General features: G+C 69.6%; 21 protein-coding genes. 15 read left to right on the top strand and 6 right to left on the bottom strand.

Annotated features, from left to right (window positions below):
• Positions 1 to 35 precede the first annotated feature (35 nt).
• A complete protein-coding gene (locus Q8O14_12605) occupies positions 36 to 1,082 on the top strand; it encodes a hypothetical protein (GenBank protein ID MDP2361569.1) in 1,047 nt (348 codons plus the stop codon).
• Positions 1,083 to 1,139: 57 nt separating this feature from the next.
• On the opposite strand, the gene Q8O14_12600 is transcribed toward Q8O14_12605, so the two are convergent.
• The 3 genes from Q8O14_12600 to Q8O14_12590 are packed head-to-tail and all read right to left on the bottom strand — an operon-like array spanning position 1,140 to position 3,576.
• A complete protein-coding gene (locus Q8O14_12600; GenBank protein ID MDP2361568.1) occupies positions 1,140 to 3,002 on the bottom strand; it encodes a carbamoyltransferase in 1,863 nt (620 codons plus the stop codon).
• Positions 3,003 to 3,009: 7 nt separating this feature from the next.
• Positions 3,010 to 3,159: a DUF5989 family protein gene (locus Q8O14_12595; GenBank protein ID MDP2361567.1), complete on the bottom strand. Its 150-nt coding sequence runs from the start codon at positions 3,157 to 3,159 to the stop codon at positions 3,010 to 3,012.
• A 12-nt stretch (positions 3,160 to 3,171) separates the two neighbouring features.
• A complete protein-coding gene (locus Q8O14_12590) occupies positions 3,172 to 3,576 on the bottom strand; it encodes a hypothetical protein (GenBank protein MDP2361566.1) in 405 nt (134 codons plus the stop codon).
• Between the two features lie 146 nt (positions 3,577 to 3,722).
• Here Q8O14_12590 and Q8O14_12585 point away from each other — a divergent pair, with 146 nt between their 5' ends.
• The 9 genes from Q8O14_12585 to Q8O14_12545 are packed head-to-tail and all read left to right on the top strand — an operon-like array spanning position 3,723 to position 13,543.
• Positions 3,723 to 4,595 (top strand): SDR family oxidoreductase, encoded by an 873-nt coding sequence (locus Q8O14_12585; protein MDP2361565.1) that lies wholly within the window; start codon positions 3,723 to 3,725, stop codon positions 4,593 to 4,595.
• A gap of 11 nt (positions 4,596 to 4,606) precedes the next feature.
• On the top strand, positions 4,607 to 5,671 hold the full coding sequence (locus Q8O14_12580; GenBank protein MDP2361564.1) for a polysaccharide biosynthesis protein: 1,065 nt from the start codon (positions 4,607 to 4,609) through the stop codon (positions 5,669 to 5,671).
• Positions 5,668 to 6,798, top strand: a complete 1,131-nt coding sequence (gene wecB, locus Q8O14_12575; GenBank protein ID MDP2361563.1) for a UDP-N-acetylglucosamine 2-epimerase (non-hydrolyzing) — start codon at positions 5,668 to 5,670, stop codon at positions 6,796 to 6,798. The genes Q8O14_12580 and wecB overlap by 4 nt, the downstream gene beginning before the upstream one ends.
• On the top strand, positions 6,776 to 8,011 hold the full coding sequence (locus tag Q8O14_12570) for a glycosyltransferase family 4 protein (protein ID MDP2361562.1): 1,236 nt from the start codon (positions 6,776 to 6,778) through the stop codon (positions 8,009 to 8,011). Before wecB ends, Q8O14_12570 begins: the two co-directional genes overlap by 23 nt.
• Entirely contained in the window at positions 8,008 to 8,601 is a 594-nt protein-coding gene (locus tag Q8O14_12565; GenBank protein ID MDP2361561.1) for a hypothetical protein, read from the top strand. The genes Q8O14_12570 and Q8O14_12565 overlap by 4 nt, the downstream gene beginning before the upstream one ends.
• Entirely contained in the window at positions 8,585 to 9,664 is a 1,080-nt protein-coding gene (locus Q8O14_12560) for a GNAT family N-acetyltransferase (GenBank protein MDP2361560.1), read from the top strand. The genes Q8O14_12565 and Q8O14_12560 overlap by 17 nt, the downstream gene beginning before the upstream one ends.
• Positions 9,652 to 10,839, top strand: a complete 1,188-nt coding sequence (locus Q8O14_12555; protein ID MDP2361559.1) for a hypothetical protein — start codon at positions 9,652 to 9,654, stop codon at positions 10,837 to 10,839. The genes Q8O14_12560 and Q8O14_12555 overlap by 13 nt, the downstream gene beginning before the upstream one ends.
• Entirely contained in the window at positions 10,836 to 12,974 is a 2,139-nt protein-coding gene (locus Q8O14_12550; GenBank protein ID MDP2361558.1) for a bi-domain-containing oxidoreductase, read from the top strand. The genes Q8O14_12555 and Q8O14_12550 overlap by 4 nt, the downstream gene beginning before the upstream one ends.
• On the top strand, positions 12,968 to 13,543 hold the full coding sequence (locus tag Q8O14_12545) for an acyltransferase (protein MDP2361557.1): 576 nt from the start codon (positions 12,968 to 12,970) through the stop codon (positions 13,541 to 13,543). The genes Q8O14_12550 and Q8O14_12545 overlap by 7 nt, the downstream gene beginning before the upstream one ends.
• Here Q8O14_12545 and Q8O14_12540 read toward each other — a convergent pair.
• From Q8O14_12540 to Q8O14_12530, 3 genes are all read right to left on the bottom strand, one after another.
• The gene (locus Q8O14_12540; protein ID MDP2361556.1) at positions 13,533 to 14,963 is read right to left on the bottom strand and encodes a lipopolysaccharide biosynthesis protein; all 1,431 of its coding nucleotides are present in this window, start codon (positions 14,961 to 14,963) and stop codon (positions 13,533 to 13,535) included. The genes Q8O14_12545 and Q8O14_12540 overlap by 11 nt on opposite strands.
• On the bottom strand, positions 14,956 to 15,915 hold the full coding sequence (locus Q8O14_12535; GenBank protein ID MDP2361555.1) for a glycosyltransferase: 960 nt from the start codon (positions 15,913 to 15,915) through the stop codon (positions 14,956 to 14,958). The genes Q8O14_12540 and Q8O14_12535 overlap by 8 nt, the downstream gene beginning before the upstream one ends.
• 86 nt (positions 15,916 to 16,001) lie before the next feature.
• Entirely contained in the window at positions 16,002 to 17,120 is a 1,119-nt protein-coding gene (locus Q8O14_12530) for a DegT/DnrJ/EryC1/StrS family aminotransferase (protein MDP2361554.1), read from the bottom strand.
• A gap of 342 nt (positions 17,121 to 17,462) precedes the next feature.
• On the opposite strand from Q8O14_12530, the gene Q8O14_12525 reads away from it, so the two are divergent.
• The 5 genes from Q8O14_12525 (at position 17,463) to Q8O14_12505 (ending at position 22,859) form a co-directional block, all read left to right on the top strand.
• The gene (locus Q8O14_12525) at positions 17,463 to 18,470 is read left to right on the top strand and encodes a Gfo/Idh/MocA family oxidoreductase (protein ID MDP2361553.1); all 1,008 of its coding nucleotides are present in this window, start codon (positions 17,463 to 17,465) and stop codon (positions 18,468 to 18,470) included.
• A gap of 30 nt (positions 18,471 to 18,500) precedes the next feature.
• Positions 18,501 to 18,980 (top strand): acyltransferase, encoded by a 480-nt coding sequence (locus Q8O14_12520; protein ID MDP2361552.1) that lies wholly within the window; start codon positions 18,501 to 18,503, stop codon positions 18,978 to 18,980.
• Positions 18,977 to 19,492: a DinB family protein gene (locus Q8O14_12515; protein ID MDP2361551.1), complete on the top strand. Its 516-nt coding sequence runs from the start codon at positions 18,977 to 18,979 to the stop codon at positions 19,490 to 19,492. Before Q8O14_12520 ends, Q8O14_12515 begins: the two co-directional genes overlap by 4 nt.
• A gap of 644 nt (positions 19,493 to 20,136) precedes the next feature.
• Positions 20,137 to 21,501 (top strand): MBL fold metallo-hydrolase, encoded by a 1,365-nt coding sequence (locus tag Q8O14_12510; GenBank protein MDP2361550.1) that lies wholly within the window; start codon positions 20,137 to 20,139, stop codon positions 21,499 to 21,501.
• Complete coding sequence (locus tag Q8O14_12505) at positions 21,498 to 22,859, top strand: MATE family efflux transporter (GenBank protein MDP2361549.1); 1,362 nt, start codon at positions 21,498 to 21,500, stop codon at positions 22,857 to 22,859. Before Q8O14_12510 ends, Q8O14_12505 begins: the two co-directional genes overlap by 4 nt.
• The last annotated feature ends 19 nt before the right edge of the window (positions 22,860 to 22,878 follow it).

Here is a 22,878-nt window from a genome sequence, read left to right as displayed (position 1 = left end):
GGTTGTGATCCACCATCGACCGGAAGGAGGCTGGGATGGGACCTGGACTGCGTGCGATCCTGGTGCGGGGCCTGGTGCTGCTGGTCTCCACCCTGTTCAGTCTCCTACTGCTCGAGGGCCTTGTCCGGCTGGTCCTGCCGCAGTACTCACCCGCCGGGCGCATCACCTACCACGAGCGGGATGGCGTGCCCCTGGCCCCCGTGGGCTTCGACGGTCGGATGTGGAAGAACACGGGGGACTACGATGTCAGGGTCCGCATCAATCGCCACGGCTTCCGCGACGGGCGTGACCTGGCGCAATCCGGGCCGGCGGACTGGTTCGTCGTGGGGGATTCCTTCTCCTTTGGCCATGGTGTGGAGGAGGTGGACCGCTTCTCAAGCGTGCTGGACGAACTGCTCCCGGAGCGGGTCTTCAACATCGCCATCCCCACGGATCTGGTCGGCTACCAGCGGCTGCTGGACTATGCCCAGGCGCGGGGCGCCCGCATCGAGCGCCTCATCGTGGGGTTGTGCATGGAGAACGACCTGTTGGACTATGACCGCCGGCGCGAGCGGCAGGCCCAAGCGCGGCCGACGGCGGGGCGCTTCAGGCCGCTGCGCCGCCTGAAGCGCGTCCTGACGACCCAGTCCGCGGCCTACAACGCCTTCACGGCGGCGGTCCATCACACCCCCGCCTTGCGGGAGGCGGCGCTTCGGGTGGGACTGGTCCGCTCGGATGAGGAGGCTCTGGCAGGAAAGACGGCCACGCCCAAGCGGATGCAAAGCACGCTGCGGGAGTTGCAGCGTCTGGCGGCAGCCCACAGACCGCGCGAACTGCTGGTGCTGGTCATCCCTTCGCGCGCCCTCTGGCTGGGCGACCACCAGGCAGAGGAGCGCTCGGTCCACGGGCACTTCGTGGGGATCCTGGCTGGGGCGGGCTTCAAGGTGGTGGATATGAGCGCTGTCCTGGAGCGGGAGGGACGGCCCCTCGACCACCACTTCCAGCACGACGGCCACTGGAACGCCTCCGGCCACCGGCTGGCGGCGGAGGCCATCCGTGCCTGCCTCGAGGACGGATCCGGCGGGACCGGGTTCCTACCCTAAGCCAACGGGAAGCGCGGCATGGTCGGACCCCGTCACCGATCATGGCCGGGCGGGTCGTCAGTCCAGGACGAAGTCCTCGCGCCAGTTGCCATCGTCCGTCCACGTCCCCTGCCGCTGCTTGTCAAAGAGGCAGTTGCCCATGGCCAGATGGTCCATCTCCGTGCGCATGAAGCAGCGGTAGGCATCCTCCGGCGTGCAGACGATGGGCTCGCCCCGCACGTTGAAACTGGTGTTGACAATCACGCCACAGCCGGACTGGCGCTTGAACTCGTTGATGAGGGTCCAGTAGCGCGGGTTGTCCACGCGGCTGACGCTCTGGATGCGGGCCGAGTAGTCGACATGGGTCACGGCGGGGATGTCCGAGCGCTGCCAGTAGAGCCGGTCGTACAGCTCGAGGTCCTGGTAGCCGTCGGGCACGGGCCGCCGTCGGGCGGGCTGCACGGGGACCACCAGGAGCATGTAGGGCGAGGGCACGTCAAGGTCGAAGTACTCGCCCACGTCCTCCTCGAGGACCGACGGCGCGAAAGGGCGGAATCCCTCGCGGTACTTGATCTTGAGGTTCATCTTTTTCTGCATGTCCGGGTGGCGGGCATCCCCCAGGATGCTCCGGTTGCCCAGCGCCCGGGGTCCGAACTCCATGCGGCCCTGGAACCAGCCGATGACCCGGCCATCCGCCAGCAGGCGCGCGCATTCCGCTGCCAGCTCGGAGAAGTCGTCGTACTGCCGGAAGGGCGCCTGATGGCGACGGGCGACGCGCGCAATTTCCCGTGTGCCGTACGCGGGACCTAGGTAGGCCCCGGCCATCTGGTCCCGACCCTGGGGATGGATGGTGCGCTCCCGGCCCTGCCAGATGTGCCGGGCGGCATAGGCCGCGCCCAGGGCGCCGCCGGCGTCGCCCGCCGCCGGCTGGATCCAGATCCGCTCGAAGATCCTCTCCCGCAACAGCCTGCCGTTGGCCACGCTGTTGAGGGCGACGCCGCCGGCCATCACAAGGTCGCGGCAGCCCGTCGCCTCGCGTGCCGCGCGGGCCAGGCGCAGCACAGCCTCTTCCGTGACGTGCTGGATGGCGTTGGCCAGGTTCATGTGGTGCTGCGTGATCTCGCTTTCGGAGGCGCGCGGCGGCAGCCCGAAGAGGGCCTCCCACTTGCGCTCATGGCACATGCGCAGGCCGGTGGCGAACTGGAAGTAGGCCATGTTGAGCAGGAGCGAGCCATCCGCCCGCAGATCCACCAGCTCGTCCAGGATGAGCTGGACGAAGCGCCGCGTCTCGGGGGAGTCGGCGTTCCCGTAGGGCGCCAGGCCCATCAGCTTGTACTCACCGCTGTTGACGCGGAAGCCCGTGTAGGCGGTGAAGGCGGAGTAGAGCAGGCCGATGGAATGGGGGAAGTGCAGCTCGCGCAGCACGTCGATCTCTTTGCCGCTCCCCTTCCCGATGATGGTCGTCGCCCATTCCCCCACGCCGTCCAAGGTCAGGATGGCCGCCTCTTCGAAGGGTGATGGATAGAAGGCGCTGGCCGCATGGGACAAATGGTGCTCCGGGAAGAGCAGGGGGACTTCGCCCACGCCCAGTTTCGCCAACTCGGTCCGCAGCAGGCGCTTCATGAAGAGCTTCTCGCGGATCCACTGCGGAATCGCGGCGAGGAAGCTGTTCAGGCCCCGGGGCGCGAAGCCGTGATAGGTCTCGAGCAAGCGCTCGAACTTGATAAGAGGTTTGTCATAGAAAGCGACGGCGGACAGGGCGCCGCGCCCCAGGCCGCCCTCCTCCAGGACGTAGCGCGCGGCCTGCAGCGGGAAAGCGGGGTCGTGCTTGCGGCGGGAGAAACGCTCCTCGTGCGCCGCCGCGACAAGTTCCCCGTCGATGAGCAGGGCGGCGGCGCTGTCGTGGTAATAGGCGGAAATGCCCAGGATCGCGTCCGGCATGGCGCTGCTAGAACAGGGTGTAGATGAAGGGGGCAAGCGCCGAGCCGCTGCTGAGCACGATCAGGGCCCCGAACACCAGCAGCACGGCCAACAAGGGAAGCAGCCAGTACTTGCGGCGCATTCGCATGAAACCCCACAGATCGCGCAAGAATTCCATTCGCCTGCTCCTTCAATAGGGGTTGGTCAGATCCTGACCCACGTAACGGTGTTGTCGCCGCCGCATCACGGAGTCCGTGCCGCGCTTGAATTCCTTGAGTTGCAGGGCGTCCCGTCCCAGCATGCGTCGCAGGAGACCCACCGGTGTGACCAGCGCCAGGAACACGACGATCAGCAGCACACGGGAGACAAAGGCGCCCAGCACGCGCGCCAGCCCGAACCAGAGGACGGCGAATGGGCGGAAGATCCCGGGCCATGCCATGGCCAAGACCAGGACGACGATCGCCCCGGGGAGGAGGGGATCCGCCCGCGTGAAGGCAAAGGTCAGCAGCAGGATCAGGGTGAAGGCCAAGCCGGCGTCGCGGCACTGCCCCTGGTCCGGCCTCACGATGAGCCATGCGCGGAATCGTTGCAGCATCCGTCCTCCCCGTGGTGACGCGGGAAGCTATCAATCAGGGCCTGCCCAACAAACCGCGCGCCCCAACACCCTGGGCGGCGGGCGCCCGAAGCGTCCCCGCTGCCCCCGCCTTGACTTGTGAGGGGCCGAGCCCTACACTGGACCGCGTGAAAGTGCTTGTCCTGGGCGCCGGCGGCATGCTCGGCCATCAACTTTGGCTTCAACTGGGCGGGCGCCATGAGGTGCTGGGCACCCTGCGTGCCGATCATGCGGGCCTGCGCCGGAAGGAAAGCCCCACCCGGCTCCTGCGAAGCGGGGTGGACGCGAACAGGGAGGCGGACCTGGCCGCCCTGATGGACGAGCTGCGCCCCGCCGTTCTGCTGAATGCCGTGGGAGTCATCAAGCAACTGCCCGCGGGACGGGACCCCGAGGCCTGCCTGCGCCTCAACTCCCTGTTGCCCCATGTGCTGCACCGTTTGAGTCGGGAGCGCGGCATCCGCCTTGTCCACGTTTCCACCGATTGTGTCTTCTCCGGCGCCCGGGGCGGCTACCGGGAAAGCGACCCGCCGGACGCCGACGACCTCTACGGCCGCAGCAAGGCCCTGGGCGAGGTGGCGGGCCCGGGCGCCCTCACCCTGCGTACGTCCATCATTGGCCACGAGCTGAAGCACCGCCTCTCCCTGCTCGAGTGGTTCCTGTCCCAGTCCGGCAGTGTGACCGGCCATGCCGGCGTGCGCTGGAACGGCGTGACCACCGTGGAGCTGGCCCGCGTGGTGGAAGAGCACGTACTGCCCCGGCCTGATCTGGACGGCCTGTTCCAGGTGGCGTCCCGCCCGCTGTCCAAGGCCGAGCTGCTGCGCCGGGTAGCCGCCGTCTACGGCCTGACGACCCAGGTGGAGGATCGGCGGGAGCCCGTCAACGACAAGACCCTGGACGGTTCCCGCTTCGCGGCGGCGACGGGCTGGCACGCGCCGGACTGGGACGAGATGCTGGCCCGCCTGCGCGACGAGTGGCATCGGCACGCGGACCTCTACCTGTAAGGGAGACGGACATGCTCGACGGCAAACGGATCCTGGTCACCGGCGGGACGGGCTCGCTGGGCAAGGTGCTGGTGCGCCGGCTGCTGGCGGGGGAATGGGGAGTCCCCGCCAAGGTCATCGTCTTCTCCCGGGACGAGGGCAAGCAGCACGACATGCGCCTGTCCTATCTGCAGCGCACGGTCACCACCGACGAAGTCATCTATCGCAACTTCATGAGTCGCCTGGAGTTCCGCATCGGGGACGTGCGCGACTTCAGCGCCCTGTGCTCGGCGGTCAAGGACGCGGACCTGGTCGTCAATGCCGCCGCCCTCAAGCAGGTTCCCACCTGCGAGTATTTTCCCATCGAGGCGGTGCGCACCAACTGCCTGGGTGCCCAGCACATCGTGGACGCCATCCGGCTCCACGGCTGCCCCGTTGAGACGGTGGTGGGGGTCAGCACGGACAAGGCCTGCAAGCCCACCAACCTGATGGGCCTCACCAAGGCCGTGCAGGAGCGCATCCTCATCGCGGCCAACATCCTCTGCCCGACCACGCGCTTCGTGGGCGTGCGCTACGGCAACATCATGGCCAGCCGCGGCAGCGTCATCCCCCTCTTCCACGAGCTGATCCGCCACGGCGAGCCCGTCACCGTGACGGATCCGCGCATGACACGCTTCCTCATCACCCTGCACCAGGCCACGGACCTGATCATGGCCGCCGTGCGCGAGGCGGGACCCGGGGAGATCTATGTGCCCCGCGCCCCGTCCTGCACCATGGAGGACCTGGCGCGCGCCCTGGTCGGGGACCGCGGCAATCCCGTGCGGGTGACGGGCATCCGGCCGGGCGAGAAGGTCCACGAGATCATGGTGAGCGAGGAGGAGTCCCACCACACGGTGCGGCGCGGCCCCTACTACGCCATCCTGCCCATGCTGCCGGAGCTGCGCCGGGAGGGCGATTTCACCCGCGCCCTGGACGGCGAGTACAGCAGCGGCGCGACGCCCGTCGGCCTGGACGGGGTGGTGGAGATCCTGGGGGCCAACCAACTGCTCCTGGACGGCGAGGTGCCGCTGGCCGAGGGCGGGGAGCTGCTGCGATGAAAGTGATGACCGTGGTGGGCACGCGGCCCGAGTTGATCCGCCTCTCCCGGGTCATCGTCCGCCTGGACGCCTGTCTGGACCACGTGCTGGTGCACACGGGCCAGAACCATGACTATGAACTGAACCAGATTTTCTTCGATGAGCTGGCCCTCCGCCGCCCGGACCACTTCCTGGCGACGGATCCTTCCAGCCTGGGACGGATGATCGGGACCCTCTTCATCCAGTTCGAGGGGGTGCTGCGCCGGGAGCGGCCGGACGCCCTGCTCGTCCTGGGGGACACCAACAGCGCCCTGTGCTGCGTGCTGGCCCGCCGCCTGCGCATTCCCGTCTTCCACATGGAGGCGGGCAACCGCTCCTTCGACCTCAACGTCCCCGAGGAGGTGAACCGCCGGCTGGTGGACCATGTCTGCGACGTCAACCTGGTCTACACCGAACACGCCCGGCGCAACCTGCTGGCCGAGGGCTTGCCGCCACGCCAGGTGCTGCTCACGGGCAGCCCCATGCTCGAGGTGCTGGAGCACTATCGTCCGCTGATCGAGGCCAGTCCCGTGCTGGACGAACTGGGCCTGACGCCCGGCGGCTACCTGCTGGCCAGCCTGCACCGCGAGGAGAACGTGGACAACCGTCGCGGCCTGGAAGGTGCCCTGGCGGCATTGGGGGCCGCCGCACGGGAATTCGGGCGCCCTGTGCTGCTCTCCACCCATCCGCGCACGGCCAAACGCCTGCAACAGCTGGGCGGCGGCGCGTTGCCGGAAGGCGTGCGGACCCACCGGCCCTTCGGCTTTCCGGCCTATGTCCGTTTGCAGGAGGGGGCCTTCTGTGTCCTGTCCGACAGCGGAACCATCAGCGAAGAGGCGGCGCTGCTGGGTTTCCCGGCGGTGACGCTGCGCCATTCCATGGAGCGGCCGGAGGCCCTGGACGGGGGCAACATCGTGCTCTGCGGCCTGGAGGAGGATGTGGTGCTGCGGGCCTTGCGCCTGGTGACGGATGCCGGCGCCGCCCCGGGACGCCAGGTGCCCGAGGCCTACCAGGTGCGCGATGTCTCGGAACGCGTGGCGCGCATCATCACCGGCCTCACGCCCCTCCTGCATCGGTGGAACGGCATTGAAGTCCAGGACCTCCAGTAGCCCCCTGCACATCCTGGTCGTGAGCGAGCGCTTCCACCCGGAGGAGTTCCGCGTCAACGACCTGGTGCGGCATCTGGCGGGGCGCGGCCACCAGGTGCGCGTGCTCACCCAGATCCCCAGCTATCCCCACGGCCGGGTCTTCGACGGCTGGCGCAACCGCGGGGTGGACGGCGAGGTTTGGGCGGGGGCGCGGGTCACGCGCGTGCCCACCGTGACCGGCTACGAGGCCAGCCTGCGGCGCAAGCTGCTCAACTACCTGGCTTTTGCCTGGCGCGGCAGTCGGGCGGCCCTGGCCGGTGCGCGGCCGGATGTCGTCCTCTCCTTCCAGACCGGCCCCCTGACCAGCGCCTTGCCGGCCGTGCTGCTGGCCCGTTGGCGCGCCGTGCCCTTTGTCATCTGGACGCAGGACCTGTGGCCGGACAGCGTCTGGGCTTACGGCTTTCGTCGCAGCGCGCCGCGGGCCGCGCTGCTCAACGCCTTCGTTCGCTTCTGCTACCGACCCGCCGCCCGCGTGCTGGTCTCCTGCGCGGGATTCCGCGACGCGCTGGCCCCCTTCCTGCCGGCGGGACGGCAGGCGGAGTTCGTCCCCAATTGGGCCGACGAGCCCCCCGCCCGGACCGAACCCCGACCCTGGGCGCGGGACGACCGCCTGCACCTCGTCTTCGCCGGGAACCTGGGCAAGGTCCAGAACCTGGACCGCCTGCTGGACGCCTGGGCCGGCCTGCCGGCACCCACGGCGGCGCGCCTGCGCCTGCATCTGGTGGGGGATGGCTCCCACGCCGCCCACCTGCGCCGGCGCGTGGAGGGGGAGGGACTGCCCGGCGTGGACTTCCATGGCCGCATCCCGGCGGCGGAGATGGGGCCGGTCTACGCCGCCAGCGACGGCCTGCTGGTGAGTCTGGACGACCAGCCCATCTTTCGGCTGACCGTGCCCTCCAAGTTCCAGAGCTGCCTGGCGGCGGGCAAGCCCATCCTCGCCGTCGCCGGCGGGGAGTTGCAACGCGTGGTGGCGGACGAGGGGCTGGGACTGACCGCCCATCCGGGTCGCGTGGAGGAGATTCGCGCCATGGTGACCGCCTTCGCCACCTTGTCCCCGGAGGAGCGGGCGGCCATGGGATCCCGGGGACGAGCGCTGTTGGAGCGGGACTACCGCCGGGAGGCCATTCTGGCGACGCTGGACGGCGTGCTGAGAGGGGCGGTGGGGAGACCATGAGCGCCCTGAAGTCCATCTGGGGAAAGTTGTGTCACGCGGCGCGCCGGGTGGTGGATCGCCAGCTGTGGCTATACATCCGGCACGAGGGAGCGCCACCGGCGGTGCAGCCGCTGCCGGATGGCTACCACGAGGTGCGCGGTGAGGAACTGCGTGGCGGCTATCGGGACTACGCCCGACGCAACCGGCGTGTGGCCGAGCGGCTGGCCGACCCTCGCCAGGCCGGGCTGGGCGTCCGCTGCGGCGACGGCCTGGTCTACGACACCTGGATCTGGCGCGGGGCCTACGACGAGCCCAACACGGGCCTTCGGCTGGACCCCGGCCCCGGCGGCGGCGTGCTGCTGGACTCGTGGACCGCACCGGAGCACCGGGGCCGCGGTTTGCATGGGCGCATGCTGGAGCGCCGGCTGGCGGAGGCGGCGCGGCTGGGTCTGGCTCCCCTGGACGGACTGGTCCACCTGGGCAACGCGCCCGCGCTGCGTGCCCAGCGGGCGGCGGGGGCCCGGGCCCTGGAGCGCATCACCATCATCAAGGTGCTGGGCTGGCGCATGGTGCGCCGCCGGCCCGTGGAGTGGCATGAGCTGGATCTGTGAGGAGTGGCCCCTGCCCTTGGCCGGGGATTGCGCGGATGCCTGGGATCGTCTGGCGGAGGACGGTGTGCACCCCCACATCCAGACCACCCGGTGGTGGGTGGAGGTCTGGCTGGAGCACTTCGCCTCGGACGGGGTCCGGGTGCTGGCCTTCCGCCGGGATCGCGACGTGCGCGCCTTGTTGCCGATGTGGGAGCGCCGGGAGCGTGACCCCCGCTCCCCCGTCTCGCACCGGGTGCTCAGCCCCGCGGGCGACGGCTTCACCGACGCCCTGCCCTTGCTGGTGCGGGACGGCGACGGCGAGGCGATGGAGCAGGTGGCGGCCTGGTTGGACGACGCGTCCCGGCGTGTCCATGAAGCCCGGCTCCTGCCCCTCATCGAAGGGACGGCCTCCTTTCCCCTGGCGGAGCGGCTCGCAGGCCGGGGCTGGGAGCGGCAGCGGGTGGAGGGCAATCCGCTCCTCGACCTCTCCCCTGGCTGGGAGGCGCTGGAGAGAGCGGTGGGCAAAAACCTGCGCCACGATGTGGCCAAGAAGAAGCGACGGCTGGCGGAGGTCGGGCACGTGGTGGAGCTGACGCTGGAGACCTGCTGCGACACGACGCTCCTGGCCGGGCTGACGGAGCTGTCGCGTCTGCGCTTCCAGGCCGAGGGCCACAAGAGTTCGTTGCTGGATCCGGCCCGCCGCGCCTTCATCGGGAAGGTGGGGCGCTTGGCCACGGAGCGGGGCGCCTTTGCGTGTTACACCTGCCGGGAAGAGGGCGGGCTGGTGGCCTACCGCCTGGGCTTTCTGCACCGGGGTGCCTTCTTCGACTGGATCACCAGCTACGACCCGGCCTTCTTTCCCTTCTCCATCGGCAAGCTGATGCTCTGGGATGTGGTGGAGGATCTGTGCCGCCGGGGCGTGACCCGCCTGGATTTCATGGCCGGCGAGGAGGACTACAAGCTCAAGTGGAATCCGGAGGTGCGCGGCATGTGGCGCCTGCGCCACCGTCGTCCCGGGCCGGTGAACGCCCTGCGCGACGGAGTGCGGGCCCTGGGACGGATGAAGGCCGCATGGAAGCTCTGACCGCGCTGCGCGTGGCCCGCTGGCCCGGCGGGGCCGCCGCGCCCCTCAACCTGATGGTGGACGACCTGGCGGACGTGTGGATCCCGGCGCCGGGCTGCCGTGGCCGCGAGCGGGACTGGGGAAACCTGGGCCGTGGTCCAGATTCGGCCTGGCGCTTTGTGGAGCGCACCCTGCTGGAGCCCTTCCCGGACTTGCGCATCAGCCTCTTCATCCCGGTCAATCGCCAGCCCCTCGCGTCCCCGCCGGCGGGGTCGCGCTTCCACTCCATCGCCCAGCGGCCGGAGATGGTGGAATTCCTGCGCGGGTTGGAGGCCCACCCCCGGGTGGAGTGCTGCTACCACGGCAAGGACCACTTCCGCGGGGAAGGCGCTGCCCGTGATCAGGAGTTCCGCACCTTTTCCAGCGTGGAGGAGGCGGTGGCGGAGACGCGCCGCGGGCTGGAGATCTGGGACCGCGTGTTCATGCGTCCGCCTGTGGGCGGCAAGTACCCGGGCTACGCCAGCAACGAGCACTCCGACGAGGCCGTGGCCGCCTGTGGATTTCGCTGGTGGTGCCCACGGTTCAACCGCTCCCAAATCCAGGACACGGACACCCAATGCTCCGAGCTGACACCCGGCTGGCGGGCCGGCGGGGCGTGGCTTGAGTTGCCCACCACCCTGGCCGGGAACGTGCTGCCTCCCTACTTGCGGGAGGAGATGGAGCGCTGGCCCCTGCGCTGGCGGCAGAGACAAGTTCTGCGGCGCACCTGGCTGCGGCAATGCCTCCAATTGGAGGAGGCCGGGCTTCCACTCACCATCCAGGAGCACATCGCCCCCAGTCGCGAGGACGGTCGCCGCCAGCGCAACAACCTGCAGGACGACCAATCCGCGGTGACCTGGCTGTTGCGGCGGCTGGCGAATCGATCCCACTGGCACGCACATCCCAGCGAAATCGCCGACCACTGGCGATTGAGGGAGCGGGTGCGCCTGCACCTCATGGCCGGCACGCTGCGCCTGGAAGGGTCTGCCGTTGACCGGCTGGATCGTCTGGAGCTGGAAGTGCGGAATCCCCGCCTGGCCGCCTTGCGCGGCAGAGACGGACAGGTCCACCGCGTGCGGGACACGGCCCGTGGTCGCTTCGTCGCTTTGCCCCTGCCCCTGTCGTGTGACACTTACCACCTGGAGGAACGCGTGTGAAGCAGGTCTTCAAGACCAAGGAGCAGCGCATGGTGGTGCGCGAGGTGCCCCGCCCGCGGGTCGATGCCGGGCAGGTGCTGGTGCTGAACGAGTTCAGCCTGATCAGCGCGGGCACGGAGACCGGCGGCCTGGTGCTGCCCGGCGACCTGCGCGGGCAGCTGCAGGTGCGTCGGGACCTGCTGCGCAAGGGACTCAAGGCTGTGCGCAACAACAGCCTGCGCGACCTCTGGCGCAAGGCCGCCCACGTGGACAACATCGCCCAGGCGGTGGGATACAGCAGCGCGGGCCGTGTGCTGACCGTCGGCCTGGGTGTGCAGGACCTGCGGCCGGGGGACCGGGTCGCCTGCGCCGGATCGGGCATCGCCGCCCACGCCGAGGTGGTGGCCGTGCCGCGCCTCCTGGTGGCGCCGGTGCCCGAGGGGGTTCCCACCCGCGACGCCGCCTGGACTACCGTGGCCAGCATCGCGCTGCAGGGAATCCGCCAGGGCGGGCCGCGCCTGGGCGAGGTGGTGGTGGTGACGGGCCTGGGCCTCATCGGCTTGCTGGCCGTGCAACTGCTGGCGGCCAACGGTTGCCGCGTGGTGGGGCTGGACCTGCTGCCCAGCCGCCTGGAGGCGGCGCTGCGCTGCGGGGCGGAGCTGGCCCTGCCCGCCGACGACGCGGGCGTGGCGGAGGCCGTGCGGCGTCTGAGCGGAGGCCTGGGCGCGGATCTCGTGCTGCTTGCGGCAGGAACGTCCTCGAGCCGCCCGCTGGCCCAGGCGATGGAGCTGGTGCGCAAGCGTGGTCGGGTGGTGGTGGTGGGCGCGGTGGGGATGGATGTGCCGCGCAGCCCCTTCTACGAGAAGGAGGTGGAACTGCGCATCGCCTGCTCCTACGGACCCGGCCGCTACGACCCGGATTACGAGCAGCGCGGTCGCGACTATCCCCCGGCCCATGCCCGGTGGACGGAAAACCGCAACCTGCAGGCCGTGCTGGAGCTGATGCGCTCCGGACGCCTGCGCCCCGACCTGCTGGAGCCGCGCGTCTACCCCGTGGAGCAGGCCGTGCAGGCCTTCGACGGCATCAAGGGCGAACCGGAGACACACCTGGCCGTGCTGTTGCAATACCCGGCGCTCGCGGCGGAGGACCCTCTTCCGCTGCCGATGGTGGTGGCGCGGGAGGGGAGGCTGGGCCTGGCCGTGATCGGGGCGGGGGGCTTCTGTGCCCGCGTCCATCTGCCCGTGCTGGCCGCCCTGTCCCAGGTGGAACTGCGCGGTCTGGTCGCCCGCGGGGGCTTCACCGCCGGCAAGCTGGCCGCCGAATTCAAGGTGCCCTGGTCGGGAACGGACCCTGCCCCCCTGCTGGCCGACGCGGGGGTCCAGGCCGTGCTCATCGCCACGCGCCATGACAGCCACGCCGAGCTCTGCCTGCAAGCGCTGGCGGCCGGCAAGCATGTCTTCGTGGAGAAACCCGCCGCCATCCGCCGGCAGGAGGTCGAGGCGCTGGAGAGGGCACTTGCTCCCGGCCAGCAGGTCTTCCAGGTGGGCTACAACCGGCGCTTCGCTCCATTGGCACGACGCCTGCGCGACGGGATCCTGACACGCGGCGGACCCCTCTTCATCACCTACCGGATCAATGCCGGCCGCATTCCGCCCGCCTCCTGGGTGCAGCAACGCGGCGAAGGAGGCGGCCGCCTCATCGGCGAGGGCTGCCACTTCATCGATTTCTGCTCCTTCCTGGCCGGCGCACAGCCGGAGGAGGCCGCGGTCCGCGCCCTGCCCGCCCTGGCGGCCAGTCCGGGTGTGGTCGACCAGTTCGCGCTCACGCTGTCCTATCCCGACGGCAGCCTGGCCCAGATCCAATACCTGAGCGAAGGCGGCCCCGGCCTGGAGAAGGAACGCATTGAAGTGCATGCCGGCGCGACGAGCTGGATCCTCGAGGACTTCCACCGCCTGGTCCACCACGACGCCAAGGGAGGTGCGCGCAGCTGGGAGCAGGCCGACAAAGGCCACGCGGCGGGGCTGACAGCCTTCCTGCAGGCCGCCCGGGGAGAAGCCCCGCCCGCCATGTCACCGGAGGAGGCCCTGGGCGCCACCCGCATCGCCATCGAACTGCAGGACTGGCTGGACGGCGTGGGAGAGGAGGAGTCATGCTGACACGCCTGTTGAAGCGGGCCTCCGCCGCCTGGGAGCGCCTGCGCTTCACCCCCCTGGAGCGCTACCGCCGCCGGGGTCTGCGCGCGCCGGCCTGGCTTCCCGTTTTCAACGCCAGCATCGCCGAGCCCCATCTGACGGAGATCGGTGAGAACGTCTGGCTCACGGCGGGGACCCTGCTGCTGAACCACGACGGGGCCATCGCCATGCTCAACCGGGCCGGGCGCACGGACCTGGTCAATGTGGTGGGACGCATCGTCATCGAGGACGACGTGTTCGTGGGCACGCGGGCGGTGATCATGCCAGGGGTGCGCGTGGGACGAGGCAGCGTGGTGGCGGCGGGGGCGCTGGTCACCCGGGACGTGCCGCCGGACAGCGTGGTGGGCGGAGTGCCCGCCAAGGTGATCTGCTCCGTTGAGGACTACCTGGCCGAGTACTCCCAACCCGGACGCGTGCTGGAAGCGGAGGACGAGGGCGCGATCCGCCAGACGGTGTCCGCCTGGGCGCGATCGGGGACGGACGGCAAGGTGGCCCTGCGGCTGCGACGGGGCAAGACCCGCCTCACGAGCTGAAGTCCCCGGTCAGCCAGGCCAGCGCCCCGCGGACTCCGCGCCGGGCCACCAGCCTGCCCGCCGGCATCAGGACCACCGCGGCCGCCAGTGCGCTCAACGTCAGCGGGTGCCAGCCGGCCCATGCGCCCATCGCAAAGAAGGACCCCTGCAGCAGGGCTAGGGGCAGGCCGGCAAACTCCGCTTTCAGCAAGCGGCCGTGGGGCACTCCGAGCAGACGGGCGAGGACGTGCTGCTGCCCCAGCTGGATGACCAGCCGGGTCGCCACCAAGGCCCCCGCCACCGCCAGGATGCCCCAGCGGGCGCTGATGGCCACGGCGGCCACGTTGAGCGGCGCGGCCAGAAAGACCCAGGCCAGCACCACATCGCTGCGGCCCAGGGCTTGAATGACCGCGTTCATGCTGCGGCCCATGGTCTGCACCACCGCCAGCGCGCAAAAGACCTGCATCACCGGCACCACCCCGTCCCAGCGGTGGGTCAAGAGCAGGGGCGCCACCCACTCCAAGGAGGCGGCGACCAGGGTCATGACCGGGAACATCAGCCAGGACATGCCGCGCAGCACCCGCGCATAGGCCCGCGCCACGCGGGCCGGATCATCCTGGATGCTGGCGTAGGCGGGAAAGAGCACGCGGTCCAGCACGGCGGCCAGGTTCTGGCTGGGCAGGCGGGTCAGGCGGAAGCCCAATTGGTAGAGCCCCAGATCCCGCGCGCCGATCCAGCGGCCGATCACCACCGCGTCGATGTTCTTGCCGGCGAAACCCACCACCCCGGCCAAGGCCAGCTTCCACGAGTAGCGCATCACAGGAAGCACCTGCCGCAGCGGAGCCGGCCGGTGGCGCGGGATCCAGGGCAGCAGGCTGAGGGCCAGGATGGCCGGTTCCGCCAGTGAAAGGACCACCAGGCTGTAGACACCCCACCCGGCGTGGGCCGCCGCCAGGGCCAGCAGCCCGCTCACCACCGTGGCGGGCACCGCCCGCCGGGCGACGATTTCAAAGTGCAGATCCTTCTCCAGGGCCGCGCGCGGCACCACGATGCCGATGGAGAAGAGGAAGGTCAGGGCCAGGAGGCGCAGGATGTCGGACAGGCCGTCCAGCCGGTACCAGGCCGCGATGGCCGGCGCGGCCAACAGGAGGGTCAAGGCGGCGCTGCTGGCCAGGAGGGCGTGCAGGCGGAAGAGAGTGGACAACTCCCCGGGCGAGGCCCGGCGGCCGGCCTGGATCAGGCCGTCGCCAAGCCCGAAGGTGGCCAGGATCTGCAGAAAGTTCACGCAGAGCAGGCCAAGCCCCAGCAGGCCGTAGTCGTCCGGCGCCAGCACGCGCGCCAGGAGGATGGAGAAGAGGACACGGCTGAGCTGGCTGCCCGCCTGCTGCCCGAAGGCCCAGCCCAGTCCGGCCAGGCTTCGCTGGCGCAGACTCTCAGCCATCCATGACCGTCGCGTAGGCCTGCGCCAGGCCGGCCCATCCGTCCTGGCCGGAACGAGGTGGCGGGGCGGGATCGGCGAGCACCTCCCGGCAGCGCTGGAGGAGGTGGGCAGGGTCCCGCGAACGGAAGGTCGCCACGCCAGCGGGCCGCGGCACGGCGTCGCTGGCGAGGGTCCGGCACCCGACGTGGAGCGCCTCGCGCAGGGAGATGCTGTCGCCATCCGTGGTGGTGGGCCGCACCAACAGGTCGCTTCGGCGCAGCAGGGCCGTGAAGTCGATGCTCTCCCTCACGATGAGGAGGTCCCTCTCCAGACCGAGGTCGGCAAGTTTCGCCTGGCATTGTTCCAGATAGTCCGGCAGGCCCGTCTCCGGCAGGACGAAGACCAGGCCGGCCCGGGTGTGCCAGGTGCGCAGCTGGTGCATCAGGTCGATGAGCAGGTCCAGGCCGTAGAGATCCTGCCCCTGCAGAATACGCAGACGGAAGGCGCTGGCCGCCAGGATCGGTCCATGCCCGCGCAGGAAGTCCTCGACGCCGTCCGGAAGGGTGGCGGTCTCAGCGCGAGGCGGGTCCAGGTAGGCGTACTGGACCCGCAGGCGGGCGGCGGGGGCGCCGTGCTCCAGGCACCGGCTGCGCACCTCCTCGCTGACGGCCACGATCCCCGAAGCCCACTTGAGGGCCGTCCGGGCCAGGCGTCGAGTGCGAGCGCTACCGGGATCCCGGAAACTGTGCATGGTCAGCAGGACGGGCAGACCGAGCCAGCGGCCCAGCACGGCGCAAAGAAAGCGCACGCGCCAATTGCCGCTATGCACGTGCACCAGGCGGAATCCCGCCAGCCGGGCGGCAAGCAGGGCCTTGGCCAGCTGCAGGGGCAGGCGCCGGGGTGGAATGCGGCCGTCGTCCAGCAGGCGCCAACGATGACCCTCGGCCTCCAGTCGAGCCGTCAGTCTCTGCACATGGATCGATACGCCCCCGACGGGTGGGGGGAGGCATCCCACCAGGAAGATGGCCGGCGGGTTGCGGCTGACGATGGGAGCTCCCATCAGGACAGGGCTGAGCGCAGGATTCGACCCACCTCCGCCACCTGCTCCCGCGTCAGCTCCGCGTACATGGGCAAGCTGAGGATCTCGCCAGCGAGGCGCTCCGTCACCGGGAAGTCCCCGGCCTGGTAGCCCAGTTCCGCCGCCGCCGGCTGCAGGTGGACGGGGCGCGGATAGTGCAGGCCGCAGCCGATTCCCGCCTGCTGCAGACGGGCCATCAGGGCATCGCGGCTGATGCCGGACTCCGGCGTCACGCGGATGACGAACAAGTGGTAGACATGGCGGCGGCCGGGCAACTCCTGCGGACAAAGGAGGCCGGGCAGGCCGGCCAGCTCCTCCCGGTACCAGGCGGCCACCTGGAGACGGGCCTCCGTCCAGGCTTCCAGATGGCGCAGCTTGACGCCGAGGACGGCCCCCTGCAGGCCCTCCAGCCGGTAGTTGTGGCCCCACTCGGTGTGCAGGTACTTCTCGGGCATGCCGTGGTCGCGCAGGCGGCAGATGCGCCGCCAGAGGTCCTCGTCGTTGGTGAGCACGGCGCCGCCCTCGCCGTAGGCTCCCAGGTTCTTGCCCGGGTAGAAACTGAATGCGGCGGCGCGTCCATGCTGCCCGGCATGCCCGCCCTCGAAGGTGGCGAGGTGGGCCTGGGCGGCATCCTCCAGAAGCAGGAGGCCGTGGCGGCGGGCGATCTCCGCGAGCGGGGCCAGATCGGCGCACTGGCCGTAGAGGTGGACGGGAAGGAGGGCGCGGGTGCGCGGCGTGAGGGCCGCCTCCACGCGCTCCGGGTCCAGGTTGAAGTCCTCCTCGCGCACGTCGGCCAGGCGGGGCCGGGCGCCGGCCAGCTTGATCCCGCCCGCCGTCGCCATGAAGGTGTTGGCGGCGGTGAGCACCTCGTCGCCGGGTCCGATGTCCAACCCCCACAGCATGAGATGCAGGGCCGCCGTGCCGCTGTTGCAGGTGGCGCAGAAGCGGACCCCGTGGGCGGCGGCGAAGGCCTCCTCGAAGGCGCGGACGGTGGGACCCGTCACGAACTCGGTCCGGGCGAGGATGCCGGCAATGGCTTCGTCGATCTCGGGTTTGATGCTCTGGTATTGGATCTTCAGATCAAGGAAGGGGACGGGCATGACAGCTCCGTGCTGATGGTCCCCCGGCGGCCGCCCCGGCCGCTCGGGCAGGCGGAAAGGTGGCGATTGGGCGCGGCTTGGAGAAACCGGGGCCTTCATCCGACCTTGACCACAGTTATCGCTATCGCTATCGCTATCGCTATCGCTATCGATATCGATATCGTGATCGAGATTGTTTCTCGGCTTGCAGTCAGACTCACAGTCTATAAGTGGCTTCGCGCATGGACATTGGTCTGAGGGCCGAACCCGGAATCGATACCGATATCGATATCGATATCGAGATCAGTACCGAAAGCGATAGCGAAGAAGAGTGACACTGTCCGGTCGACCAGCGAGGTGATCATGAGATTCGGCGTGGTGGGGCTCGGCTACTGGGGACCCAATCTGGTGCGCAATTTCCAGGCCCTGCCCGACGTGGAGGAGCTCTGGATCACCGACCTCGACGAGGGGCGCCGCACCGCCGCCGCCCGGCGATTTCCCGGAACACGGGTGGCCGCCGGCTTCGAGCAGATGCTCGGGCAAGGGCTGGACGCCGTGGCGCTGGCCACGCCCCTCTCCACCCATTTCGACTTGGGACGGCTGGCCCTGGAGGCGGGCTGCCACCTGCTGGTGGAGAAGCCCTTCACGGAAAGCGCCGCCCAGGCCCGCGAACTGATCGGACTGGCCCGGGGCAAGGGCTTGACCCTGATGGTGGACCACACCTTCCTCTACACCGGGGCCGTGCGCAAGATCCGCGAGCTGGTGGACGGCGGCGAACTGGGCCGCCTGCTTTACTTCGACAGCGTGCGCGTCAACCTGGGCCTCTTCCAGCACGACACCAACGTGGTGTGGGACCTGGCGCCCCACGACCTCAGCATCTGCGACCACCTGACGGGGGTGGAGCCCCAGGCCGTGCAGGCCTGCGGCGCCCGCCATTACTACCAGCACGAGGATCTGGCCTACCTGACGGTCTTCTATCCGGACCAGCTCATCGCCCACTTCCACGTCAATTGGATCGCCCCCGTCAAGGTGAGGCGCATCCTCATCGGCGGCGACCGCCACATGGTCGTGTACGATGACATGGAGCCCAGCGAGAAGATCAAGGTGTACGACCGCGGCGTGGAACTGACCCGGCCCGAGGAGATCTGGCGCACGCTGGTCAGCTATCGCACGGGGGACATGCGCGCGCCGCGCCTGGACGGCGGCGAGGCGCTGGCGGGCATGGCCCGTGACTTCCTGGCCGGCATCCGCACGGGCGCCGAACCCCTCTGCGGCCCGGCCCACGCCCTGCGCGTGACGCGCATGCTGGAGGCCGCCGAGCACAGCCTGCGCCAGGGCGGCCGCCGGGTGGAGCTGGCTGAGCTGTCGTAGGGGAGTTCACCTGGAGAAAGGAATGGCCGGATGGAGGCTTATACGAGGATCGCGCCGGACGTCAAGCTGGGCGAGGGGGTCAGGATCTTCTGCTTTGTCAACCTCTACGGCTGCGAGATCGGCGATGGGAGCAAGGTGGGCGCTTTCGTGGAGATCCAGAAGGGCGCGCGCATCGGCCGCAACTGCAAGATCAGCAGCCACACCTTCATCTGCGAGGGGGTGGAGATCGGCGACGGCGTCTTTGTGGGCCACAACGTCTCCTTCATCAATGACCGGCGCCCCCGCGCCACGCGGGCGGACGGCTCGCCCCAGACCGAGGAGGACTGGACCCTGGAGCGCACGAGGGTGCTGGCGGGAGCCTCCATCGGCACTGGTTCCACCATCCTTTGCGGCGTGACGATCGGCCGGGACGCGATGGTGGGGGCGGGCAGCGTGGTGACGAAGGACGTGCCCGACGGCGCCGTGGTGGCCGGCGTGCCCGCCCGCCCCGTCAAGGGTCGGACCGGATGAGAGATCCCTTTCGCTTGCCGGCGGCGGGGGGCGATGGCAGGCTCAGCCTGCTGCTGGCCCAACTGGAGGAGGGCCGGCGACGGACCCTGCGCGTCGTGGCGGCGGTGCCGCCCGAGCGTCTGCATTGGTCCTCGCCCCAGTTCCCCAACAGTCTGGCCGCCCACCTGGCCCACTTGGCCGCCATCGAGCTGGACTGGCTCTACTGCGACCTGCTGGGCCGGGAGATTCCCGCCGAGGCACTGGCGCTGCTGCCCATCGCGGATGTCCTGGACCCGGACGGACGGCTGGCCCGGGCCGGGACCGCCACCCTGCCGGAATTGCTCGCGGCGTTGGAGGAGTCCCGCTCGCGGCTTGTGACGGAATGCCTCCGCCTGCGGGAGGATGGACTGGGAGAGCTGGTCCTGGGACTGGAAGGGGCGGCGGCCCCGGACTGGATCCTGACGCACCTGCTGCAGCACGAGGCGGAGCACCGCGGCGTCATGCGCCGCATGGCGGCGTCCTGGGCGGACTGATGCCCCGGGATGATCCGCGGCCTGCCTGCAGGAAGTGGGCAGAATCTACCAGGGAGTCCGACACTTCGTCCGACTCCTGTCCCAGCATCTTGACAATCCCACGACCTGAGTCCATGATCACCGCGATCAATCACCCCGAGAATGGATCGTAAGCTGGATGTATGTATGGATGACCGGGGAGGAAGTGGCCTGGTCAAGCCAGATCTGTCCATGTCAGTGAGCGCTTGCGCCGCCCCCATCCCCGGTCGGGGGGCAAAGGTTAGCCAGGTGTCGGACGAAGTGTCGGACACCTGTCCGCAGACTGGCACAGGCCATAGGATTCACAACAAACCCGGTGACGACCTGATGCCCCATGCCTGTAGCACCGGACAGCGGGATGCTGGCACCCAAGGTCTGGCCACACCTGATTCACAGCCCATGTGAGAAAACGCCGGGGCCAAGCCCCGGCGTCGCAGCAGTTGTAACCGATCCCCCGCAGAGGACCGGGTGACCGGTGACTTCATGACTCACCGGCGAAGTGCTCATCGGCAAAGCTGTGGGACAACTTGAGTGAGGGATGGGGGGCGCCGTCTCCCCGCACATGATTGGGCCTGTCGATCCGGCGCCTTCACCGGACTGCATGGTCAGCTTTGCTACATTCCATCATGTATTTCACGCTGTTGGGACCCGCCGGCGACCATGCCGCCCATTGCCGCCACTTGAGCGCGGGGCAGGCCGGTCTGTTGCTGGATGCCGGCCTGGATCCCATCATCGAGGGACGTGCCGCCCTGCCCGACCTCAGTCTGCTGGACCGCCACCAGGACTACTACCCCGTCCACGCCATCCTGATCAGCCATGCCCACGTGGACCACATGGCCGCCCTGCCCGTGCTGGCCGCCCGCTGGCCCGAGGCCGTCATCCTGTGCACGGAGGCCACCTGGCGCCTGACCCGCCTCCAGCTGTGCCGGCACGCCACCCTGTGGGCCCAGGCCTGCGAGGCGGGCGACAGCGCGGAGGAGCCGCTCTACGGACCAGCCGACGTGCAGGACCTGGACCACCGCCTGCGCTTCGTGGAAAAGGGCGTGCGCATCAATCCCGTGGCGGCCGATCCCGGCCTCTTCCTCACGCCCCTGGATGCCGGGCACATCCTGGGCAGCGTCAGCTGGCTGATTGAAGTGGAGGGTCGATCCCTTTACTATACGGCGGACATCTGCGGGCGGCCGCAAAGCGTCATCCAGGGCGCGATCTACCCGCCCGGCGCCGATGTGGTGGTCAGCGAGAGCACGGTGGCCTGGAGCAAGCAGCACGCCACCCTCTCCCGGCGGGACGAGATCGAACGGCTGGCCGCCGGCATCCGCGAGGTGGCCGGCGTGGGCGGTTCCCTGCTCATGCCCGTCTTCAACATGGGCCGGGCCCAGGAACTGCTCTACATCCTGCACAGCCTGAAACGCAAGGGCCGCATCCCCCCCTTGCCCGTCTACCTGGGCCGCCGGGCCTGGGAGATCGCCCAGCTCTACGACCAGTTCGCCGCCCACGACCGCCGCTTGCTGCCGGACTTCCAGTTCGTGGAGACGATGGTGGACATCCTCGATCTGGACGAGGATGAGGTGGACCTGTCCGGCTCGCGCATCTTCCTGGTGCCCTCCGGCATGATGCAGCCGCACAGCGCCTCTTGGCGCCTGGCCCGCCAGCTGCTGCCCTTGCCGCTGCACGCCATCTTCTTCGTGGGACATGCCGCGGGCGGCAGCTTCGCCAAGCAGGTGTTGCAGTCCGCCCCCGGCGAGCAGCTGGACTTCGCCGGCGTGGCCCTGCCGCGCCATTGCCGCATCGAGAGCTACCTCTTCTCCTCGCATTCCAGCCTGCCCGAACTGCTGGACATGCTGCGGCGCGTGGCCCCTTCCCACCTGGTGATGCTGCCCGGGCGCAAGGATTCCGCCCGCCGCCTGGGCTGGGCCGCCCTGGAGCAGGATCCCGGCCTGGTCGTCGAGGAGGCGCTGCCCGGGCAGGAGATGGACCTCTCGGCCCGATGAGCCTGCTGCACCCCACGCTCTCCCGCCAGGTGATCCGCCTGGCCGTCCCTGTCGTCATCTCCCAGCTCAGCCAGACCGTGGTGGGCATGGTCGACACGATGATGGTGGGCCGCCTGGGCGTGGTGGCCCTCGGCGCCACCGGGCTGGCCGGCCTCGCCGTGTGGATGGTGATGGGAGCCGTGGGGCATCTTGCCACGGGAACCCAGATCCTCACGGCCCGCCGCACGGGCCAGGAGGACCACCAGGCGGCGGGGCGGGCCCTCGCCTCGGCCCTCCAGGCGGGACTGCCGCTGGCCCTGGCGCTGACCGGCCTGCTCTTCCTCATCTACCCTGTCTACTACGGTCTGGTGCTGCAGGGGCCGGAAGATCCGCTCTACCAGCCCTGCCTTCACTACTCGCTGTGGCGGATCAGCGGCCTGGTGCCCTTCGTCGTCATCTCCGCGTTGCGGGGTTTCTACAACGGCGTGGGCGACACGAAGCAGCACATGCGCGTGGCCATCGCCATCAACCTGCTCAACATCCCGTTGAACTGGATCTTCATCTTCGGCCGGCTGGGCGCCCCCGCCCTTGGGGCGCCGGGAGCGGGATTGGCCTCCCTGCTGGCCACCACCGCCGGCTGCGGCCTCTTCCTGTGGCAGGCCTACCGCACCGGTTTGCGGGACCGCTGGGGATTCCACTGGCGCATGGTCCTGCGGCGCGCCGCCCATGCCGCGGAGGGTCCCGCCCACCTGCTGCGCCTGGCCGCGCCGGCCGCCGCCCAGGCCTTCCTCGTGCTGGCGGGCTTCACCTTCTTCATTGCCATGATGCGACACGTGGGGATGGTGGAGGTGGCGGCCACCAATGTGGTCTTCACCATCCTGTCCTTTTCCTTCATGCCGGGTTTCGGCATCGGCATCGCGGCCAGCACCCTGATCGGGCAGTTGATGGGGGCGGGCCGGCCCGAGGAGGCGAAGCGGGCGGGCTGGGAGGCCCAGAAGCTGGGCATGCTGCTCATGAGCGGACTGGGCCTTGTGTTCATCCTGGCGCCCGACCCGCTCATGTCGCTCTTCACCAGCGATCCGGCCGTGCATGAAGCCGCCCGCTGGCCCCTGCGGCTGCTGGGGCTCTTCCAGGCCCTGGACGCCCTGGGCATGACAACGGCGGGCTGCCTGGAGGGCGCGGGGATGACCGCCTTTGTCATGCGCGTGGACGTGGGTCTCAACTGGCTGGTCTTCCTGCCCGTCTCGGCTGTCATCATCTACGGCTTCAAGGGTGGCATCCTGGAAGGCTTCGCCGCGCTGGCGATCTATCTCACGGCCTACGCCTTGATCCTGCAGCGCGCCTACCGGCGCGGTGACTGGATGCGGCGGGTGGTGTGACCAGGTCGGGTGGAGGTGT

The sequence above is a fragment of the bacterium genome (assembly GCA_030685015.1).
In the GTDB taxonomy this organism is placed as follows: Bacteria; CAIWAD01; CAIWAD01; order CAIWAD01; family CAIWAD01; genus CAIWAD01.
Note: the sequence above shows the minus strand (reverse complement) of the source record. Positions and strands in the feature narration are given on the sequence as shown.

Bases quoted from the DNA above. Each gene is read 5' to 3' on its own strand.
- Q8O14_12605 (MDP2361569.1), top strand. From the start codon at position 36: ATGGGACCTGGACTGCGTGCGATCCTGGTGCGGGGCCTGGTGCTGCTG.
- Q8O14_12600 (MDP2361568.1), bottom strand. From the start codon at position 3,002: ATGCCGGACGCGATCCTGGGCATTTCCGCCTATTACCACGACAGCGCC.
- Q8O14_12595 (MDP2361567.1), bottom strand. From the start codon at position 3,159: ATGGAATTCTTGCGCGATCTGTGGGGTTTCATGCGAATGCGCCGCAAG.
- Q8O14_12590 (MDP2361566.1), bottom strand. From the start codon at position 3,576: ATGCTGCAACGATTCCGCGCATGGCTCATCGTGAGGCCGGACCAGGGG.
- Q8O14_12580 (MDP2361564.1), top strand. From the start codon at position 4,607: ATGCTCGACGGCAAACGGATCCTGGTCACCGGCGGGACGGGCTCGCTG.
- wecB (MDP2361563.1), top strand. From the start codon at position 5,668: ATGAAAGTGATGACCGTGGTGGGCACGCGGCCCGAGTTGATCCGCCTC.
- Q8O14_12565 (MDP2361561.1), top strand. From the start codon at position 8,008: ATGAGCGCCCTGAAGTCCATCTGGGGAAAGTTGTGTCACGCGGCGCGC.
- Q8O14_12560 (MDP2361560.1), top strand. From the start codon at position 8,585: ATGAGCTGGATCTGTGAGGAGTGGCCCCTGCCCTTGGCCGGGGATTGC.
- Q8O14_12555 (MDP2361559.1), top strand. From the start codon at position 9,652: ATGGAAGCTCTGACCGCGCTGCGCGTGGCCCGCTGGCCCGGCGGGGCC.
- Q8O14_12545 (MDP2361557.1), top strand. From the start codon at position 12,968: ATGCTGACACGCCTGTTGAAGCGGGCCTCCGCCGCCTGGGAGCGCCTG.
- Q8O14_12540 (MDP2361556.1), bottom strand. From the start codon at position 14,963: ATGGCTGAGAGTCTGCGCCAGCGAAGCCTGGCCGGACTGGGCTGGGCC.
- Q8O14_12530 (MDP2361554.1), bottom strand. From the start codon at position 17,120: ATGCCCGTCCCCTTCCTTGATCTGAAGATCCAATACCAGAGCATCAAA.
- Q8O14_12525 (MDP2361553.1), top strand. From the start codon at position 17,463: ATGAGATTCGGCGTGGTGGGGCTCGGCTACTGGGGACCCAATCTGGTG.
- Q8O14_12520 (MDP2361552.1), top strand. From the start codon at position 18,501: ATGGAGGCTTATACGAGGATCGCGCCGGACGTCAAGCTGGGCGAGGGG.
- Q8O14_12515 (MDP2361551.1), top strand. From the start codon at position 18,977: ATGAGAGATCCCTTTCGCTTGCCGGCGGCGGGGGGCGATGGCAGGCTC.
- Q8O14_12510 (MDP2361550.1), top strand. From the start codon at position 20,137: ATGTATTTCACGCTGTTGGGACCCGCCGGCGACCATGCCGCCCATTGC.
- Q8O14_12505 (MDP2361549.1), top strand. From the start codon at position 21,498: ATGAGCCTGCTGCACCCCACGCTCTCCCGCCAGGTGATCCGCCTGGCC.